Below are 18,237 nucleotides of genomic sequence, written 5' to 3'. Positions count from 1 at the left end.
ATCCTAGCCACAGTATTATGTTGTGCTAATTGTAATACGATTTGACAACAAACTATACTGTAACTGAATTATTTCATCGGTGAAAATGTGCGACTTACCGTTGTTTATTTGGTAAATAAAAAATGTGAACAATTCAGTTAGCCCAAACGAATATCTATAAAAAACAAATCTACTACACAATAACACAACAATTTTGTTGGTTAAGGAGCATCTCTATGCAGGTCACAAGAAGAAAGTTCTTTAAGATCTGTGCAGGTGGTATGGCAGGGACGTCTGCGGCGATGTTGGGCTTTGCCCCAGCAACCGCTTTAGCAGCACCTCGCGAATACAAGTTATTACGCGGTAAAGAAACCCGTAATACCTGCACCTATTGTGCCGTAGGCTGTGGTATGTTGTTATACAGCTTAGGTGATGGCGCAAAAAATAGCGTGGGTAAACTTTATCATATTGAAGGTGACCCCGATCATCCAGTGAGCCGTGGCGCGCTTTGTCCTAAAGGGGCTGGTGCATTAGATTATGTAAACAGCCCTCGTCGTGTGAAATACCCTGAAGTGCGTGAAGCAGGCTCAACGGAGTGGAAACGTATATCTTGGGAAGAAGCCATTGAACGTATCGCTAAACATATGAAAGCAGACCGCGATGCTAACTTTGTGTTAAACAATGAAAATGGTACCCCTGTTAATCGTTGGATGACCGCTGGTTTCTTAGCCGGATCGGCTTGTAGCAATGAAACAGGTATCTTAACGCAAAAATTTGTTCGTTCACTCGGGATGATTTATACCGACAACCAAGCGAGTATCTGACACGGACCAACGGTAGCAAGTCTTGCTCCATCATTTGGTCGCGGTGCGATGACCAACCACTGGGTTGATATTAAAAATTCCGATTTAGTCATTGTAATGGGCGGTAACGCAGCGGAAGCTCACCCTGTTGGGTTCCGTTGGGCGATTGAAGCGAAAAAACAAAATGGTGCGAAGTTAATGGTGGTTGATCCACGCTTTAACCGTACAGCTTCAGTTGCAGATATTTATATGCCACTCCGTTCTGGTACAGATATTGCATTTTTATCTGGCGTTATTCGTTATTTATTAGAAAAAGATCAAATTCAACACGAATACGTTAGACATTATACGAATGCAGCCTTCCTTGTTGATGAAAACTTCACCTTTGAAGACGGTTTATTCTCAGGTTATGATCCTGAAACGCGTAAATATGATCGTTCAACTTGGCGTTATCAATTTGATGCGGAAGGTCAGCCAATTCGTGATCTCACCTTACAACACCCGCGTTGCGTAATTAATCTGTTAAAAGATCACGTTTCTCGCTATACGCCTGAGATGGTAGAACGCATCACTGGGACACCACAAAAAAGTTTCTTACAATTCTGTGAAGAAATTGCAAAAACCTCTGCGCCTGACAAAGCGGCAACCTTTATGTACGCATTAGGTTGGACACAACATACGGTGGGTTCACAAAATATTCGTACTATGGCGATGATCCAGCTATTACTCGGTAACATCGGCGTTTCAGGTGGAGGCGTGAATGCGTTGCGTGGTCACTCAAATGTACAAGGCATCACCGATTTAGGTTTATTCCCACATATGTTGCCCGGTTATATTCCATTGCCAACCGAAGCGGATACCAGTTTAGAAAGTTTCCTAAACCGCATTACGCCAAAAACAATGATGAAAGATCAGGTCAATTACTGGCAAAATACTCCAAAATTTATGGTAAGTATGCTCAAAACCTTCTTTGGTGAAAAAGCAACCAAAGAAAATGAATTTGGCTATCATTATTTACCAAAATTACCGAAAGGCGGTATGGATCAGTTCCGTTACATTGAAGAAATGTATCAAGGGCGCGTAAATGGTTATTTCTGCCAAGGGATGAACCCTGTTGCCTCTTATCCAAATTCAGGCAAAATCATTAAAGCCTTAAGTAAGTTAAAATACTTAGTGATTATGGATCCGTTAATCACGGATACCTCTGAATTCTGGAAAAACTACGGTGAATTTAATGACGTGAAAACAGAAGAAATTCAAACCGAAGTATTCCGCTTACCAACAACTTGTTTCGTGGAAGAACACGGTTCAATCGCTAACTCTGGGCGTTGGTTACAGTGGCACTGGAAAGCTGTTGAACCACCATTTGAAGCAAAAAGTGATGGCGAGATTCTTTCTGAATTAAGAGCAGCATTAATCGAGCTTTACCACAAAGAAGGTGGCGTATCCCTTGATAGTCTTGAGGCAATGAGCTGGCAGTATGACAACCCACTTGAGCCAAAAGCAGAAGAAGTGGCAAAAGAAATGAACGGCTACGCCTTACAAGATCTGCTTGATGCCAACGGTAATGTCATCTTGAAAAAAGGCGATCTGCTATCAAGTTTCGCGCAAATGCGTGATGACGGTAGCACCTCTGGTGCGTGCTGGATTTATACGGGTCAATGGACACAAAAAGGGAACCAAATGGCGAATCGCGATAACGCGGATCCATCTAACTTAGGTAATACCCTAGGTTGGGGCTTTGCGTGGCCGATGAATCGCCGAATTATCTATAACCGTGCAAGTGCGGATTTATCCGGTAAACCTTGGAATCCAAAACGCCAGCTAATTAAATGGAATGGCAAAAACTGGAACTATGTGGACGTGGCTGACTTTGGCACAGCCCCACCGAACAGTCCTACCCTACCATTTATTATGCAACCAGAAGGGGTGAGTGGTTTATTCGTCCGTGAACGTATGGCTGATGGTCCGTTCCCAGAGCATTATGAACCGATTGAAACACCAATTGGCACAAACCCATTGCATCCAAATGTGATCTCCAACCCTGTGGCGCGTATTTTAGAAAGTGATAAAGCAGACATTGGTACTTCTGCGGAATTCCCTTATGTCGGCACCACTTATCGCCTCACCGAGCATTTCCACTTCTGGACAAAAAATGTGCTACTTAATGTGATTGCACAGCCAGAGCAATTTGTTGAAATTGGTGAAGCACTCGCAAAAGAGAAAGGCATTAATAACGGGGATTACGTTAAAGTTAGCTCAAAACGTGGCTATATTAAAGCAGTCGCCGTAGTTACAAAACGTATCCGTCCATTAATGGCCGATGGAAAACCGGTGCATACCGTAGGTATTCCAATTCACTGGGGATTCTCAGGGGTAAGCAAAAAAGGCTTCTTTGCCAACAACCTAACGATTCGTGCAGGTGATGCAAATACACAAACCCCAGAATCAAAATGTATGTTGGTAAATATTGAGAAAGTGGGGGCATAATATGGGAAATGTTCAATCACAAGATATTATTAAAGCCTCTGCAACATCGGGATTAACACCACCACCTCACGCACGCGATCATCAGCTTGAAGTGGCAAAACTGATTGATGTTACCACTTGTATTGGCTGTAAAGCCTGTCAAGTGGCCTGTTCCGAATGGAATGATCTTCGTGCTGAGCCAGAAAAATGTATCGGCTCATACGATAACCCGATCGATCTCAATGCCAAAGCGTGGACGGTGATGAAATTCAACGAAGTTGAAGAAAATGATCGTTTAGAATGGCTAATTCGTAAAGATGGCTGTATGCACTGTAGTGAGCCGGGCTGTTTAAAATCCTGCCCTTCACCGGGTGCAATAATTCAATACGCAAACGGGATTGTAGATTTCCAATCAGATAAATGTATCGGTTGTGGCTACTGTATCGCTGGCTGTCCATTCAATATTCCAAGAATGAACCCTGAAGATAACCGCGTGTACAAATGTACACTTTGCGTGGATCGCGTAACCGTGGGTCAAGAACCGGCTTGTGTTAAAACCTGCCCAACAGGGGCAATTCATTTCGGAACAAAAGAAGAAATGAAACACTATGCAGAAACCCGTATTGCCGATCTCAAATCCCGTGGTTACGAAAATGCTGGGCTTTATGATCCTGAAGGTGTTGGTGGCACACACGTGATGTATGTTTTACATCACGCGGATAAGCCAGAACTTTACTCAGGTTTACCAAAAGATCCACACATTGACGTTAGCGTGAAATTATGGAAAGACGTCTTGAAACCAGTTGCAGCGGTAGCAATGGGCGGCTTAGTGCTTTCTGAAATTGCGCACTACCTTGCAGTAGGGCCAAATACGGAAGAGCTTGAAGAACACGACGAAGTCACACCAGAAGACAATCAAACCCAGAAAGGAGGCGAAAATGAGTAAATTTAAGATCAGCAACGATCAACGAGTTGTTCGCCATAAATTTCCTGCGCGTTTAAGCCATTGGCTACTTGTGATTTGTTTCTTCACCACTGGCTTATCAGGGCTTGCCTTTTTCTTCCCTGATTTTGCTTGGCTAACGGAAATTTTAGGTAATCCAAGAATTGCCCGTTTTATCCACCCATTCACAGGCTTAGTGATGTTTGTGGCGTTTATTAATCTTTGCTTGATTTATTGGCGTCATAACATTCCGGAGAAAAATGACTGGGTATGGCTCAAAAATATTAAAGAAGTCTTAAAAGGCAACGAACACGCCGTTTCAGACAACGGAAAATATAATTTAGGGCAAAAAATGCTGTTTTGGACGCTCATTCTAGCAATGTTCACATTACTGGCAACAGGGATTATTATGTGGCGACAATATTTCTCCCATAATTTCCCAATTCCGGTAATTCGCATTGCAATTTTACTCCACTCTGCCAGTGCCTTTATGCTCTTTACCGGCATTATGGTGCATATGTATATGGCATTTTGGGTGAAAGGTTCTATTCGAGGAATGGTTGAAGGTTGGGTAACGGTACGCTGGGCGAAAAAACATCACCCACGCTGGTTCCGTGAAGACATTCTGCCTGAACTTGAAAAAGAAGCCGCAGAAAAAGCGAAAGAAAAGCACACTAACTAATTAACGATGGCAAAGTGCGGTGATTTTTTGCAAAATTTTGCAAATTTACACCGCACTTTCTTTATTGACAAAAGCTGATGAAAAATTATGAGTATCAAAATCCTACCAAAAGATGAAATTGTACAAGCTGCTAGCTCTTTTCATCACCCTGTTCTCTTATTTTCCAACCCCAAAAATCTTTACCTACGGCGAGCTGAACGCTTACGTTCTCTGGCGCAAAATCACCCAATGGCGGATTACCTTAACTTCGCGGCAAATATTGTAGATTGCCAACTCGCTCTACTAAACGAACAGCCTGTTACGCAAAAAATTGAAATTAATGCGGAAACAAGCATTCCACTTAATCTCACCCAATGGCAGCGCGATCCACAATGGCGAACCTTATTTCACGCATTGCTCAATAAAATGAAAAATAATGGAACCGAAAACGTTCAAGCTACCATTGAGAATTTAGAAAAAACCTCCGACAACGAGCTTGAACAGCTTGCTGACAAATTACTCGCGCAACAATTTTCAGAAGTCAGTAGCGACAAAGCCCTCTTTATTTGGGCGGCACTTTCCCTTTATTGGATTCAGCTTGCTCAGCAGTTGCCACAAAACAGCAAAATGGAAAGCGGTGAACACCTTCATCTTTGCCCAGTATGTAATGCCCCGCCAACCGCCAGCGTGGTGCATTTTGGCTCAGAGCAAGGTTTACGTTATGTACATTGCTCCCTATGTGAAAGTGAATGGAATGTCGTGCGTAGTAAATGCACCAATTGTAATCACACGGGGAAACTAGATTATTGGTCAATTGACAGCGAATCAGCCCCCGTTAAAGCCGAAAGCTGCGGCGATTGCCATAGCTATCTGAAAATGATGTATCAAGAGAAAGACCCTTATGTCGAAGCCATCGCTGATGATTTGGCAAGTATCTATCTTGATATTGAAATGGAAGAAAAAGGTCTTTCGCGTAGTGGATTAAATCCTTTTATGTTTCCAAATGAAGCAGGGTAAAAACCACCATTGGCTCGCCAGTAAACTATCAACGCGATAGCGACAGAAAACCTTTCTTATTTATAAAGTGCGGTAGAAAATTTTACTATTTTTTACCGCACTTCACTTTTTTAAGGGGGAAAGTAAATGCAGTCGCCCATTTTAAAAACAAAAAAAGTGGTTAAGTCGCCTTAACCACAAAGATGAATAAAATATTTCGTTTAGCTTTATCTCAATAAAATCAAGATAAATCCTCCCTATTGTAAAAAAAAAAACGAAATGCAACTAAAATCGTGAAAAATTTTAAAATTTTTATTTTTTTCATCTATCTCAAAAAAAGAAGGCGTTTTCTTCAAAAAGAAAAATTATTGTTATCTTTTTTAGATATCAGGAATTATCTCTGTTTAAAGTTGGAATAAGGCAATACGGTTCAACATAACTCGTACAAAAATAAGGCGAACCAACGCTATCTTATTTTCAAAATTAAGTGACTATTTTTCTATTTGTTCAACACGGCTATAAATTATGCCATTCATTAACTGTGTTTTCACACGCTCGCCCACTTTCACTTGGCGACTTTGGGTAATTGCAATGCCTTGTTCGTTTTCAGAGATGGAATAACCACGGGAAAGAATTTTCAATGGGCTTAATCCGTCTAATTGTTGGCACAACGTCGCAAAATGCCCTTGTTTGTTTGCCAGTTGTTTTTCCGTGGAAAAAGCTAACCGTACATTTAATTGTTGCAAATGTTGAGCCTGCTTTTGCAAGCGATAAGGTAATGGATTATTGTGCAACCGTTCATTAAGTGCGGTGAAATTTTGTTGTTTTTTCGTGAAATAACCTTGTATTGCAAGCTTTAAGCCATAACCTAGCTGTTGAATGTGTGCTTTTCGCTGATTGAGCTGTGTTTGTGGATGACAATGTTGCAAACGTTGGCGAAGTTTTTGTGAATATTCTTTTTTTGTAGCAAGGTTTCGCGTCATTGCTAAATGCAAACGTTGATATTGCACGGCAATCTCTTGTTGCGATTTTTCCACTTCGCGTTGCATTGCAAACTGTAAACGGTAAGCAAGTTGTTCTAGCTGTGCCTTTTGTTGATTAAACTGAATTTGCGGATGGCGATTTTGCAAACGCCACACGAGCTGATTTAATGCTTGGCGTTTTTCATTAAAACATCGATCTAACGCCATTTCTAAATGCTGGCGTTTATAGCTAAGCTGTTGCAATAATTCTTGCTGATCACGGCTTACCAATTCTGCCGCCGCCGATGGGGTCGGCGCACGCACATCTGCAACAAAATCAGCAATGGTTATGTCGGTTTCGTGTCCTACCGCACTGATCACAGGAATGACGGAATTAAAAATTGCTCGCGCTACGGCTTCTTCATTAAAACACCATAAATCTTCTAATGAACCACCGCCACGCCCAACAATCAATACGTCCACTTCTTGGCGACGGTTGGCAAGCTCGATCATTTGCACAATTTCAGCCGTGGCTTCTTTACCTTGAACGGCAGTAGGATAAATCACCACCGCTAGACTAGGATCTCTACGTTGTAAAATATGCAAAATATCTTGTAATGCTGCCCCTGTCGGCGAAGTAACCACACCCACTTTGCGACTAAAGTGCGGTAGGTTTTTTTTCAGATTTTGGGCAAACAATCCTTCCGCCGCCAATTTCATTTTTAAGGCTTCAAATTGCTGTTGCAGTAATCCCTCACCTGCTGGCTGCATTGTGTCAATAATAAGCTGATAATCCCCTCGTGGCTCATATAAGCTGACACTTGCCCTAACGAGGACTTGCATACCATTTTGTGGGCGAAATGAGACACGCAGATTTTTCATTCGGAACATTGCACAACGCACTTGAGCATTTTCATCTTTCAGAGTGAGATACCAATGCCCCGAAACCGGTTGAGTAAAATTAGAAATTTCGCCTGTGAGCCACACAAGCCCAAGCTGTCCCTCCAATAATTGGCGAGCCTGCTGATTGAGTTGTGAAACAGAATAAATTGCACTATTTTCCATAGTTAATCCAATAACACCCAACCATCATCAAGCCAGTTGCATAGACTGTCTAACAAGAGTTCCATTACACTTTCTTTATCTTGCATATCACGCATTAACTCGTGTAAATCCGCTAAATTCAGGTTTTCTCCATCAGATAACCGTTTTAAAATTTGGGCTTCTAACGGGTTGAGTTCATCTAGCCATTCACCGTTGGCATAAAGACGCAATGGCTGTTCGGTATAAAGCAATTTGCAATTATTATCTTGTGAAAGCAAACAATCCTGCTCCAAAAGCGACCGCACTTCTTCAGGATCGTACTCCCCTTCCGTTGGTAATAATTCGTAGCGTCTGCTACTCACTGTACTTGCTAAGGCTTGTTTGAATAACGCATCAAATTGTGGGCTTTGTGCAAGGCTAGCAAGGAACTGTTGCTTTATTGTGGTGATATTTTGCTGTGCCAATAACCCTGTTGGTTGCTGATCAGGGTGAAGACGGAGAGGAATTAAAAATTCACTGAGATCTAATTCTAAGCTAGGTTGATTAAAGGCTTTTGCCACATTTTCAAAAATATCCGCCAAATTAGGATAACGTAAGCCAAAAGAAAACGTCAGGCAATCATCTTGTGCCACCCCATAATGGGATAAACGGGAAGGCACATAAAGCACATCACCGGGGGCAAGCACTTCATTAAGCACCAATTCCCCCATATCATCAAAAATACGGATCGGCTGGTTAGGCTTAAATTCTGTGCTAGGATCGCACCATTTACCGAGTTGCCAACGGCGATGCCCATACCCTTGCACAAGGAACACGTCATATTCATCATAATGTCGCCCGACTGAGCCACCTTGCGGTGCATAAGACACCATAATATCATCTCGTTGCCACTGTGGAATAAAACCAAACGCATTCCATAATTGCCCCAATTCAGGCGACCACTGCTCCATATTTTGTACGAGTACTGTCCATTGTGTTGGCACATTAGCAAAATCTTGCTCTATCAATGGGCTAACCTTAAGTTCCCAATTTTCATCGCTATGTTGCTTGATTAGGCGCGCGGTAACCTCTTCGCCTTGCGAAAGTTCAATAATATCTTGTGGCTCAAACTGTCCCACAATTTGTGGAAGACCGTTGCGAATTAATAACGGTTTCTTTTGCCAATATTCTTGTAAAAATTGTTCAGGGCTAATGTGTTCAGGTAAACAAAATTTAATCATCGCCTTGTTCCTCTTGCTCGTTTGCAGATCGTTGATCTTGGGCTAACTGTTTTGCACGTTTTTTTGCTTCTTTTTCTGCTTGCTTTTGTGCTTGCTGTTCTTGTAACTGTTGTGCCGCTCGCTTACGGCGGATCTCTTTGGGATCTGCAAGTAAAGGGCGGTAAATTTCGATGCGATCCCCATCTTCTACAAGATCAGTTAATTTTGCTGGACGGCTGAAAATCCCAATTTTATTTTCACGCAAATCAATTTCGCTAAACTGATGTAAAATACCTGATTGCAAAATTGCGGTTTGTACGGTTGTGCCTTGTTCCATATGCAAGGTTTTCAAAAAATAACGATCAGGCAAAGCATAAGCAATTTCAATTTTTAATTTAGACATTAGGCGTAAACCTCCTTGGCACGCAGTTTAAACGCATCGATCATTTTGCTGGTTAAATGAGTAAAAATCTGTCCAAACGCCATTGCAATAATCGGATTGGAAAATTCAAATTCCAGTGTTAAGGCAATTTTGCAACACTGCTCATCAATTTCCACAAACTGCCATTCCCCTTGCAAAAATTTAAACGGTCCTTCCACCAACTGCATTTGAATACACTGATTTTCCACCATTGTATTTTGCGTGGTAAAACGCTGACGAATTCCTGCTTTGCTGATGACTAATTCTGCGGTAAGCTGATTTTGCTCACGACTTAACGTTCGGCTTTCCACACAGCCCGGCACAAATTCCGGATAACGTTCATAATTATTCACCAAATCATACATTTGTTTGGCACTGTAAGGCACTAAGGCACTTTGATTAATTCTTGGCATTTTTATTTCTATTTTTCTCTAAAAAAACTTTGCTATTATAGCGAATATCAAACAAAAGTGCGGTGATAAACGCACGAAAAAATAAGGAAAAACGATGAATTGGGTCATTTTCGCCATTGGATCAGCATTTTTCGCCGGACTCACCGCCATTTTGGGCAAACTTGGCGTGGAGGGGATAAATAGCAATCTTGCTACGTTTATTCGCACCCTTGTGGTATTGGTTGTGGCTGGTGGTATTATTACGCTGCGTAACGAATGGCAACTCCCCCAACATATCGCCGCAAAGCCCTTTATTTTCCTACTTTTATCAGGGGTTGCTACGGGGCTTTCTTGGCTTTGCTATTATCGTGCATTACAACTTGCCCCCGCCTCTTGGGTCGCCCCCATTGATAAACTTAGCGTGGTTATCGCCATTGTGTTAGGGGTGGTAATATTAGGCGAAGCCATCAGCTTAAAACTCATTATCGGTTCAATTTTAATTTTAGCGGGTGTATTGGTCTTGGCGTTATAACTGTTTTTCGCTACAATAGCCCACTATTTTTGTCCAGTTAAAGAAAGTATGTCAGAAATTAAACTCATTGTTGGGCTGGCTAACCCGGGGGATAAATATGCCGAAACTCGCCATAATGCGGGGGAATGGTTAATTAACCGCCTTGCCCGTCAATTTAATTTTCAACTGAAAGAAGAAAGTAAATTTTTCGGTAAAACCGCAAGAGCGGTGATTTTTGGCGAAGAAATTCGTTTTCTCGTCCCCACTACTTTTATGAACTTAAGCGGTAAAGCGGTGAGTGCATTAGCCAATTTTTACCGCATTAAACCAGAAGAAATGCTGATTATTCACGATGAGCTTGATCTTCCTCCCGGTGTTGCCAAAATTAAGCAAGGGGGCGGACACGGTGGACATAACGGTTTGCGTGATAGCATTGCTCAGCTAGGTAATAATAAAAATTTCTATCGCCTGCGTGTAGGGATTGGACACCCGGGCGATAAAAATCTGGTTTCCGCCTATGTGCTAGGTAAACCCTCACCAACAGATTGGCAACTGATTGATAAAGCCTTAGATGAAGCCACTGTGTGCGTGGAAATTCTCATCAAAGAAGGCATTAACAAAGCAACAAATCGACTCAATAGCTTTAAAGCATCAAATTAAACATTAAGGAAATATTATGGGATTTAAATGTGGTATTGTAGGTTTACCAAACGTGGGCAAATCCACCCTTTTTAACGCATTAACAAAAGCAGGTATTGAAGCGGCAAATTACCCATTCTGTACCATTGAACCAAACACTGGCGTTGTGCCAATGCCCGATCCACGTCTAGACGCGTTAGCGGAAATTGTTAAACCTGAACGCGTCTTACCAACCACAATGGAATTTGTGGATATCGCCGGTCTTGTTGCTGGCGCAAGCAAAGGGGAAGGATTAGGTAACAAATTCCTTGCTAATATTCGTGAAACCGATGCGATTGGACACGTTGTACGTTGTTTTGAAAATGATGACATTGTTCACGTTGCCGGAAAAATTGATCCCGCTGAAGACATCGACACCATTAACACAGAACTTGCCCTCGCTGATTTAGACAGTTGTGAGCGCGCCATTCAACGTTTAACTAAACGTGCCAAAGGTGGCGATAAAGAGGCAAAATTTGAATTATCCATTATGGAAAAAATCCTCCCTGTGTTAGAAAATGCCGGAATGATTCGTTCTGTCGGATTAGATAAAGACGAATTACACGCCATTAAGAGCTATAACTTCCTTACATTAAAACCAACAATGTATATTGCCAATGTGAATGAAGATGGCTTTGAAAATAATCCTTATTTAGATCGTGTACGTGAAATTGCGGAAAAAGAAGGGGCGGTGGTTGTGCCTGTTTGTGCGGCAATTGAATCTGAAATTGCAGAACTGGATGATGAAGAAAAAGTGGAATTTCTGCAAGATCTAGGCATTGATGAACCGGGTTTAAACCGTGTTATTCGTGCAGGTTATGCCCTATTAAATTTACAAACTTATTTCACAGCTGGCGTTAAAGAAGTTCGTGCGTGGACAGTTTCCGTCGGCGCCACAGCACCAAAAGCCGCTGCGGTCATCCACACTGATTTTGAGAAAGGTTTTATTCGCGCCGAAGTCATTTCTTATGCTGATTTCATTCAGTACAAAGGCGAAAACGGAGCAAAAGAAGCAGGAAAATGGCGTTTAGAAGGGAAAGATTATATTGTTCAAGATGGCGATGTAATGCATTTCCGTTTTAATGTCTAATTCATTCTAGCTTATGCTATTTTGATCTAAAAAAATAGATAAAAATATTACCGCACATTGATCTGCTCTCTAAAAGTTGGACACAACCAATCAATTAAGGAGCAGATTTTTTATGGAAAAACATTAGCCAATAGAATTTAAACTACAAGTAATTTCTCATTACCCCTGCACAATAAAGGTGTTATAAAAAGAGGAATCATCGCAAAACTCAAGTGCGGTGTTTTTTTACCCAATTTTGATTCTATTCAAGGAATGCTATGAAATTTACTGAAACTTTGCTAGCCTTAAGTTTATCTTCACTTTCTCTTTTTGTATGGGGGAATGCTGATCAATCTCCCCTTTCAGAACATTCAGTCACACAACACACGCAGCCAAAAGCACAAGAAACCCCTGATGCACAAAAGATAAATCAAGGCAATGCACACGATGAAGATAGAGATCCCGCAAAAACCCTGTTATTAAACCAACAGAAACGGGCTGATGAACGAGAAATCTATCGTAAACTTCAACAATATTTAGCCCTTTCACAAAGCGAAACGACATTAGGCATTGCAAAAACATTATTGGCTCAATTGCAAGATTACCCACTCTTGCCTTATGCAGAATATCAGTTTTTAATCGCGAGAAAAGCAGCCTTATCGTTTGATGAAATTCTTGATTTTACGAAAAAATATCCTGATTTTCCGTTGAATAATTTGCCTCATTATTGGTTGCAACAGCAATACGATGCACAAAATTGGCAGGCGATTTTATCTAATACCGCAATGCTGCCCAAAGAGAGCAAGTCATCTTGCATTGTGCTAACTGCACAAGAAAAAATGCCTTCAACACAAACAGAAGCGCTGACTACACCTGAAAAAACTGCACAAAAAAACACCGCACTTGCAACAAGGATAAAAAATTTATGGCTCACAGGAAACAACTCGCCCAGCCAATGTCAAACGCTTTTTATGCAAGCCTATCAACAGGGCATTATTAATGACGATTTGATCAAACAGCGCGCCTTATTAGCCGTAGAAAAAACAAATCGTGTCTTAATAAACGAATTGGCAGCATTTACGCAAAATGCTGAATTAAAAATTTGGCTTGAAAATTTAGCTAGCTTGTTGAAATCACCGCGCTTATTGCTTTCTTCGTCTAACGCATTTTATGTGGAAAATTTGCCCGTTAATGATGAAAATAAACAAATTCTACTTGCATTAATGCCTCGTTTTATTAAAAGCATTACGGAAAATCAGCTGAATGCCAGCGCACCTTTTGCCCAATTAGAACAATGGGCAACGCGTTTTAATTTATCCCCAGAACAAAGACAATACTGGCAATCCATTTTGCTTAGTCAGCTTTTTGATAGTGAAAATCCCGCCATTCAGCAATGGCGAGATGAAACCGTACAAGTATTAAAAGAAGATAAACAAACCGAGCGTCGTATCCGTGTTGCATTGCGTGAAAAAACAGCGATTCAACCTTGGTTGAATTTGCTTTCCGAACAAGGCAAGCAGAAAGATGAATGGCGTTATTGGCAAGGTGAGGCCTTATTTCAGCAAGGCAAAACCGAACAAGCCATACAGATTTGGCAAGAGATGCAGAAAAATGCACGTGGCTTTTATCCAATGCTTGCCGCACAGCGATTGGGTATTGCTTATCAACCTGCAATGAAAACATTCTCGTCAAATGGGCAAAACTTATCAGACTACACCCAGCAATTTAGTCGTATTAATGAGTTGCAACAGCTAAATGATCACGCCAATATTCAGCGCGAATGGCGGGCATTATTAGATAACACAGATTTTGCTGGCAAACTCGCCTTAGCACAATATGCCGAACAAAATCAATGGGTTGATTTGCAAGTAGACGCCACAATTCAAGCAAAAGCGTGGGATTATATTGCCTTGCGTTTACCTAATGCTTATCAAAATTGGTTTGATTTATTCATTAATCATCAAAATTCCCAAAAAATCCACCGCACTTTTGCAATGGCAATTGCACGGCAGGAAAGTGCTTGGCGTGCCAATGTAACCTCTTCGGCTAATGCGCGCGGGTTGATGCAACTCTTACCCAGCACAGCGAAACTCACCGCCGAGCAAGCTCAGCTACCTTATAAAAAAGAAAGCCAACTGTTTGATCCCATTGATAATATTATGCTTGGCACAACTCACCTTAACCAACTTGCCGAGAAATATGGCAATAATCGCATTTTAATTGCGGCGGCTTATAACGCTGGCGCAAAACGTGTAGATGAGTGGCTCGCTCGTGCAAATGGGAAAATGACAATGGCAGAATTTATCGCCACCATTCCATTTTATGAAACCCGTGGTTATGCGCAGAATGTCTTAGCGTACGATTATTATTACCAGTTACTACAAGGTGAAAAGGCAGAAAAATTTACCCAAGCAGAGCAGAATAGATTATACTAGTGAAGTAGTTTAATAGCACAGTGAAACGTTTTAATCCTAGGAGAACGCTATGTATGTGAGCAAAAATATGGATCAATGGCAGGCATTTATCGAGATTTTACGCACCGCGTTTGCACAGAATAAAGAACAAGAATTACTCACCCTGTTACTCACGGCTGATGAACGTGATGCAGTAGGACTTCGATTACAAATTGTGGCACAATTGTTAGATAAACGTTGCTCACAACGAGAAATTCAACAAAACTTAAATACCAGCGCGGCAACAATTACAAGAGGATCAAATATGATCAAAACAATGCCACCTGAATTTATGCAATGGGTAAAAGAACAGCTTGATGGGCAGAAAGAATAACAAGAAAAAATGGTTGCAACACATAAAACAAAGGATATTGCGTTATTCGCTTTATGTGTTTGCTGCTTTTTTAGGGATTACCTTATTGTTTCGCATTGTTCCTGTGCCATTCTCTTCCTATATGGCACAGCAGAAAGTCAGCCATCTTTTAAATGGGGAAAGTTACCCTATTAAATATCAATGGGTGAGTTTGGATGATATTTCGTGGCAAATGCAGCTGGCCGTGATTGCGGCAGAAGATCAAAAATTTGCGCAACATCACGGTATTGATTGGAATGCGATTAATAACGCATTGAAATATAATAAAAAATCTACAAAAGTACGAGGTGGATCAACCATTTCACAGCAGACTGTGAAAAATTTATATTTATGGCACGGGCAAAGCTGGCTACGCAAAGCCATTGAATTGCCAACGACCTTAATGCTAGAACAATTATGGTCGAAAAAACGGATTCTAGAAGTCTATTTAAACATTGCCGAATTTGGCTATGGTATTTTTGGCGTAGAAGCGGCAAGCCAAGCCTATTTCAAAAAATCGGCAAAACAACTTAATCAACAAGAAGCTGCCCTATTAGCGGCAGTCTTACCTAATCCAATCTTATTTAAGGCAAATAAACCCAGTGCTTTTGTACAAAAAAGACAACGTTGGATTATGCGACAAATGAATGCCTTAGGTAAGGGATATTTAACACAACTGAACTAAATAGGGGGATAATATGGCAGTATTAATTACAGGCGCATCTGCAGGCTTTGGTAAAGCAATGTGCGAAGTATTCATTAAATCAGGCTATCACGTTATTGGTGCAGCTCGCCGTTTAGACAAACTGCAAAAACTACACGCAGAATTAGGCGAAAATTTCTTTCCATTACAAATGGATATGAATAATTTAGAACAAATTAATACCGCACTTTCTAATTTACCTGAAGCCTTTCGTTGCATTGACCTCTTAGTAAATAATGCGGGGCTAGCACTGGGTTTAGAGCCAGCCCATCAAGCAAATTTTGACGATTGGCTAACAATGATTAATACCAATATCATCGGTTTAACCTATCTCACCCGAAAAGTGTTACCTCAAATGGTGGAACGCCAGCAAGGGCATATTATCAACCTAGGTTCAATCGCAGGGACATATCCTTACCCGGGCGGTAATGTTTACGGTGCAACTAAGGCTTTTGTCGAACAATTTAGCTTAAATCTGCGTGCTGATTTAGCGGGTACCAATGTGCGCGTCACCAATATTGAACCCGGCCTATGCGGTGGTACAGAATTTTCAAATGTACGTTTCAAAGGTGATGACGCTAAAGCTGCTAGTGTATATGCAAACGTGCACCCCATTGAACCAATAGATATTGCAAACACTGCCTTATGGATCTACCAACAACCTGCTCACGTTAATATTAACCGTATTGAAATAATGCCTGTAGCACAAAGCTTCTCCACATTGAATGTGGTGAGAAAGTAAATTTAAGAAATAAAAGATAGGCACTATTGCCTATCTTTTTTATTTTACTGTATTTGAAAAGGTCTTTGGTACAAGGAAAATTGCAGGCAGAACAAAAATCGCCATTAAGGCAAAGCTCATCTGCGCAGAAACAGGATAAACTAATCCAGAAATGAACGTAAAAAGCGCCATCATAATACAGCTAGAACTTGCAAAATAGATGCCTTGCAATTTCGGAATTCTCTCACTTGGCTGAGAGGTAATATAACGAATCATCGCAAAATGCCCCATTGCATAAGTAAATGCGTGCAATATTTGGGCGAAAATCAGCAAAGTAAAATTTGTCGTATACGCAAGGGTTGTCCAACGAATAACCGCTGCGAATGCTGAAAATAAAGTCAAATAATGAATCTTCCAAGTCCTAAAAAAACGTTTAGAAAAGAAGAAAAAGACCACTTCAGCGATTACCCCCAAGCTCCACAGCCAGCTAATTTGCGAAGTGCTAATGCCATTTGCAGACCAATAAATTGTGCCATAGGCATAACAAGCCGCGTGTGAACCCTGAATAAGCGCTGTTGCAATAATCATTCTGACCGTTGTTGGATTTCGCAATAATTCTTGATAGCTTGCACTTACTGTCGTGTTTTGTTTTTCCTGCTGATTAAATCTTTGCGTAGGATTTAAACTAATCCCCAGCCCCCAAAAAACAAGATAGCCAATAATAATACCGATGATGGCACTTTTACCTAGCCAACCGAGCAAATAGCCTGCAGTAATTGAACCAATAATAAAAGCAAGTGAACCAAATAAACGACTTTTACCATAATCCATTCCTAACTGTTGATGCCAACTCGTTGCAATGGTATCGCAAACCGGCATAATTCCCCCATTTAACATATGAAATAACGCAAGAATGGGAATTAACCACCAAAGAGACTGCACTGCCCAAGCAACAGCGATGAGAACCAATACACTAAGCCAAGTAAGAAGACGACTTAATGGAATAAGCTGATCGAGATGATGAACACTTTTAGTAAAAAAGATTGCGCCAGCAAAACGACAAAGATACCCAAGGGAAATTAATGTTCCAATTAATTCCACATCATAGCCATACTGTGCTAACCAGATTGGTAAAAATGGCACAATCACACCATAAGCACAATAAAAACCAAAAAAGTTAAATGATGACCATTGAAAGGGAGTGAGTTTCAACATAGGGAAAGCCCCAACTTTGATTTTCAGATACAAAAAAAGCCGCTCTTGGCGACTATCTTATTGATTTCTTTATAACTTTAAATGGTGCCCGAGGGCGGACTTGAACCGCCACGACTCGAAAGTCGAGGGATTTTAAATCCCTTGTGTCTACCGATTTCACCACTCGGGCTGAGTGATATGCTGACTGCGGTTGAAATATGGAGGCGTGTCCCGGAGTCGAACCGAGCTACATGGATTTGCAATCCAGTGCATAACCGCTTTGCTAACACGCCGTAGCGTAAATTGGAGCGGGAAACGAGGCTCGAACTCGCGACCCCGACCTTGGCAAGGTCGTGCTCTACCAACTGAGCTATTCCCGCTTTCGCTGCAACACATTCGCTGTCAGTGGCGTGCATTTTACTAACTTCTTGAACGCTGTCAATTAAAAATATGAAAAAACATTATTGATTGATGAAAAAAAATGCAAAGCTAACAAACTTGCTTTAAAACAAAGCGATTTATGGATAATTTTAGATCGTTTTTAATCCTTGTGTCTTATCAGCAAACTAAATTTAAAATCTACTTTCAACAGGCGATCCTTTATGCCAAAATGGCGCTATTCTATTTATCAAGACTGCACAAAATTGTTTTCTTTATGAATACAAAGTGCGGTGCAATTTTTTGTAA

General features: G+C 41.1%; 15 protein-coding genes, 3 tRNA genes and 1 pseudogene. 11 read left to right on the top strand and 8 right to left on the bottom strand.

The window, feature by feature from the left end; all coding sequences use genetic code 11:
* The first annotated feature begins 215 nt into the window (after positions 1 to 215).
* From fdnG to fdhE, 4 genes are all read left to right on the top strand, one after another.
* Positions 216 to 3,272, top strand: a complete 3,057-nt coding sequence (fdnG, locus tag L5B83_RS06140) for a formate dehydrogenase-N subunit alpha (protein WP_265777884.1) — start codon at positions 216 to 218, stop codon at positions 3,270 to 3,272.
* Between the two features lies 1 nt (position 3,273).
* Positions 3,274 to 4,197 carry a formate dehydrogenase subunit beta gene (fdxH, locus tag L5B83_RS06135; RefSeq protein WP_250350543.1) on the top strand — a complete coding sequence of 308 codons (924 nt, stop codon included), beginning with the start codon at positions 3,274 to 3,276 and terminating at the stop codon, positions 4,195 to 4,197.
* Positions 4,190 to 4,876: a formate dehydrogenase subunit gamma gene (locus tag L5B83_RS06130; RefSeq protein ID WP_250350544.1), complete on the top strand. Its 687-nt coding sequence runs from the start codon at positions 4,190 to 4,192 to the stop codon at positions 4,874 to 4,876. Before fdxH ends, L5B83_RS06130 begins: the two co-directional genes overlap by 8 nt.
* Positions 4,877 to 4,963: 87 nt before the next feature.
* A complete protein-coding gene (gene fdhE, locus L5B83_RS06125) occupies positions 4,964 to 5,872 on the top strand; it encodes a formate dehydrogenase accessory protein FdhE (protein WP_265777883.1) in 909 nt (302 codons plus the stop codon).
* Positions 5,873 to 6,384: 512 nt separating this feature from the next.
* Here fdhE and xseA read toward each other — a convergent pair.
* The 4 genes and pseudogenes from xseA to L5B83_RS06105 all read right to left on the bottom strand — a co-directional run.
* Positions 6,385 to 7,878: pseudogene (gene xseA / locus L5B83_RS06120) on the bottom strand (exodeoxyribonuclease VII large subunit); the annotation flags it as partial.
* Positions 7,879 to 7,880: 2 nt separating this feature from the next.
* Positions 7,881 to 9,077 carry a ribosomal protein uL16 3-hydroxylase gene (locus L5B83_RS06115; protein ID WP_265777882.1) on the bottom strand — a complete coding sequence of 399 codons (1,197 nt, stop codon included), beginning with the start codon at positions 9,075 to 9,077 and terminating at the stop codon, positions 7,881 to 7,883.
* Complete coding sequence (locus tag L5B83_RS06110; protein ID WP_250350548.1) at positions 9,070 to 9,459, bottom strand: RnfH family protein; 390 nt, start codon at positions 9,457 to 9,459, stop codon at positions 9,070 to 9,072. Before L5B83_RS06110 ends, L5B83_RS06115 begins: the two co-directional genes overlap by 8 nt.
* Entirely contained in the window at positions 9,459 to 9,890 is a 432-nt protein-coding gene (locus L5B83_RS06105; RefSeq protein ID WP_265777881.1) for a type II toxin-antitoxin system RatA family toxin, read from the bottom strand. The genes L5B83_RS06110 and L5B83_RS06105 overlap by 1 nt, the downstream gene beginning before the upstream one ends.
* Positions 9,891 to 9,984: 94 nt before the next feature.
* On the opposite strand from L5B83_RS06105, the gene L5B83_RS06100 reads away from it, so the two are divergent.
* The 7 genes from L5B83_RS06100 to L5B83_RS06070 all read left to right on the top strand — a co-directional run bounded on the left by L5B83_RS06100 (position 9,985) and on the right by L5B83_RS06070 (position 16,377).
* Complete coding sequence (locus tag L5B83_RS06100; protein WP_250350550.1) at positions 9,985 to 10,401, top strand: EamA family transporter; 417 nt, start codon at positions 9,985 to 9,987, stop codon at positions 10,399 to 10,401.
* Between the two features lie 48 nt (positions 10,402 to 10,449).
* Positions 10,450 to 11,040: an aminoacyl-tRNA hydrolase gene (pth, locus tag L5B83_RS06095; protein ID WP_250350551.1), complete on the top strand. Its 591-nt coding sequence runs from the start codon at positions 10,450 to 10,452 to the stop codon at positions 11,038 to 11,040.
* 16 nt (positions 11,041 to 11,056) lie between these two features.
* Positions 11,057 to 12,148, top strand: coding sequence for a redox-regulated ATPase YchF (gene ychF / locus L5B83_RS06090; RefSeq protein WP_250350552.1), 1,092 nt, complete (start codon positions 11,057 to 11,059; stop codon positions 12,146 to 12,148).
* A gap of 257 nt (positions 12,149 to 12,405) precedes the next feature.
* A complete protein-coding gene (locus L5B83_RS06085) occupies positions 12,406 to 14,562 on the top strand; it encodes a transglycosylase SLT domain-containing protein (protein WP_265777880.1) in 2,157 nt (718 codons plus the stop codon).
* Positions 14,563 to 14,611: 49 nt separating this feature from the next.
* A complete protein-coding gene (gene trpR / locus L5B83_RS06080; protein WP_103852641.1) occupies positions 14,612 to 14,914 on the top strand; it encodes a trp operon repressor in 303 nt (100 codons plus the stop codon).
* The gene (mtgA, locus tag L5B83_RS06075; RefSeq protein WP_250350015.1) at positions 14,898 to 15,617 is read left to right on the top strand and encodes a monofunctional biosynthetic peptidoglycan transglycosylase; all 720 of its coding nucleotides are present in this window, start codon (positions 14,898 to 14,900) and stop codon (positions 15,615 to 15,617) included. The genes trpR and mtgA overlap by 17 nt, the downstream gene beginning before the upstream one ends.
* Before the next feature lie 13 nt (positions 15,618 to 15,630).
* Complete coding sequence (locus L5B83_RS06070) at positions 15,631 to 16,377, top strand: SDR family oxidoreductase (protein ID WP_265777879.1); 747 nt, start codon at positions 15,631 to 15,633, stop codon at positions 16,375 to 16,377.
* Between the two features lie 39 nt (positions 16,378 to 16,416).
* On the opposite strand, the gene L5B83_RS06065 is transcribed toward L5B83_RS06070, so the two are convergent.
* The 4 genes from L5B83_RS06065 to L5B83_RS06050 all read right to left on the bottom strand — a co-directional run bounded on the left by L5B83_RS06065 (position 16,417) and on the right by L5B83_RS06050 (position 17,930).
* Complete coding sequence (locus L5B83_RS06065) at positions 16,417 to 17,571, bottom strand: 3-phenylpropionate MFS transporter (RefSeq protein ID WP_265777878.1); 1,155 nt, start codon at positions 17,569 to 17,571, stop codon at positions 16,417 to 16,419.
* An 82-nt stretch (positions 17,572 to 17,653) separates the two neighbouring features.
* A tRNA-Leu gene (locus tag L5B83_RS06060) sits at positions 17,654 to 17,740 on the bottom strand.
* 29 nt (positions 17,741 to 17,769) lie between these two features.
* Positions 17,770 to 17,843 (bottom strand) — tRNA-Cys (locus L5B83_RS06055).
* An 11-nt stretch (positions 17,844 to 17,854) separates the two neighbouring features.
* Positions 17,855 to 17,930, bottom strand: a tRNA-Gly gene (locus L5B83_RS06050).
* Positions 17,931 to 18,237 lie beyond the last annotated feature (307 nt).

It is taken from the genome of Avibacterium sp. 21-599, assembly GCF_026226765.1.
Lineage (GTDB): Bacteria > Pseudomonadota > Gammaproteobacteria > Enterobacterales > Pasteurellaceae > Avibacterium.
Note: the sequence above shows the minus strand (reverse complement) of the source record. Positions and strands in the feature narration are given on the sequence as shown.

Bases quoted from the DNA above. Each gene is read 5' to 3' on its own strand.
- fdxH (WP_250350543.1), top strand. From the start codon at position 3,274: ATGGGAAATGTTCAATCACAAGATATTATTAAAGCCTCTGCAACATCG.
- L5B83_RS06130 (WP_250350544.1), top strand. From the start codon at position 4,190: ATGAGTAAATTTAAGATCAGCAACGATCAACGAGTTGTTCGCCATAAA.
- fdhE (WP_265777883.1), top strand. From the start codon at position 4,964: ATGAGTATCAAAATCCTACCAAAAGATGAAATTGTACAAGCTGCTAGC.
- L5B83_RS06115 (WP_265777882.1), bottom strand. From the start codon at position 9,077: ATGATTAAATTTTGTTTACCTGAACACATTAGCCCTGAACAATTTTTA.
- L5B83_RS06110 (WP_250350548.1), bottom strand. From the start codon at position 9,459: ATGTCTAAATTAAAAATTGAAATTGCTTATGCTTTGCCTGATCGTTAT.
- L5B83_RS06105 (WP_265777881.1), bottom strand. From the start codon at position 9,890: ATGCCAAGAATTAATCAAAGTGCCTTAGTGCCTTACAGTGCCAAACAA.
- L5B83_RS06100 (WP_250350550.1), top strand. From the start codon at position 9,985: ATGAATTGGGTCATTTTCGCCATTGGATCAGCATTTTTCGCCGGACTC.
- pth (WP_250350551.1), top strand. From the start codon at position 10,450: ATGTCAGAAATTAAACTCATTGTTGGGCTGGCTAACCCGGGGGATAAA.
- ychF (WP_250350552.1), top strand. From the start codon at position 11,057: ATGGGATTTAAATGTGGTATTGTAGGTTTACCAAACGTGGGCAAATCC.
- L5B83_RS06085 (WP_265777880.1), top strand. From the start codon at position 12,406: ATGAAATTTACTGAAACTTTGCTAGCCTTAAGTTTATCTTCACTTTCT.
- trpR (WP_103852641.1), top strand. From the start codon at position 14,612: ATGTATGTGAGCAAAAATATGGATCAATGGCAGGCATTTATCGAGATT.
- mtgA (WP_250350015.1), top strand. From the start codon at position 14,898: ATGGGCAGAAAGAATAACAAGAAAAAATGGTTGCAACACATAAAACAA.
- L5B83_RS06070 (WP_265777879.1), top strand. From the start codon at position 15,631: ATGGCAGTATTAATTACAGGCGCATCTGCAGGCTTTGGTAAAGCAATG.
- L5B83_RS06065 (WP_265777878.1), bottom strand. From the start codon at position 17,571: ATGTTGAAACTCACTCCCTTTCAATGGTCATCATTTAACTTTTTTGGT.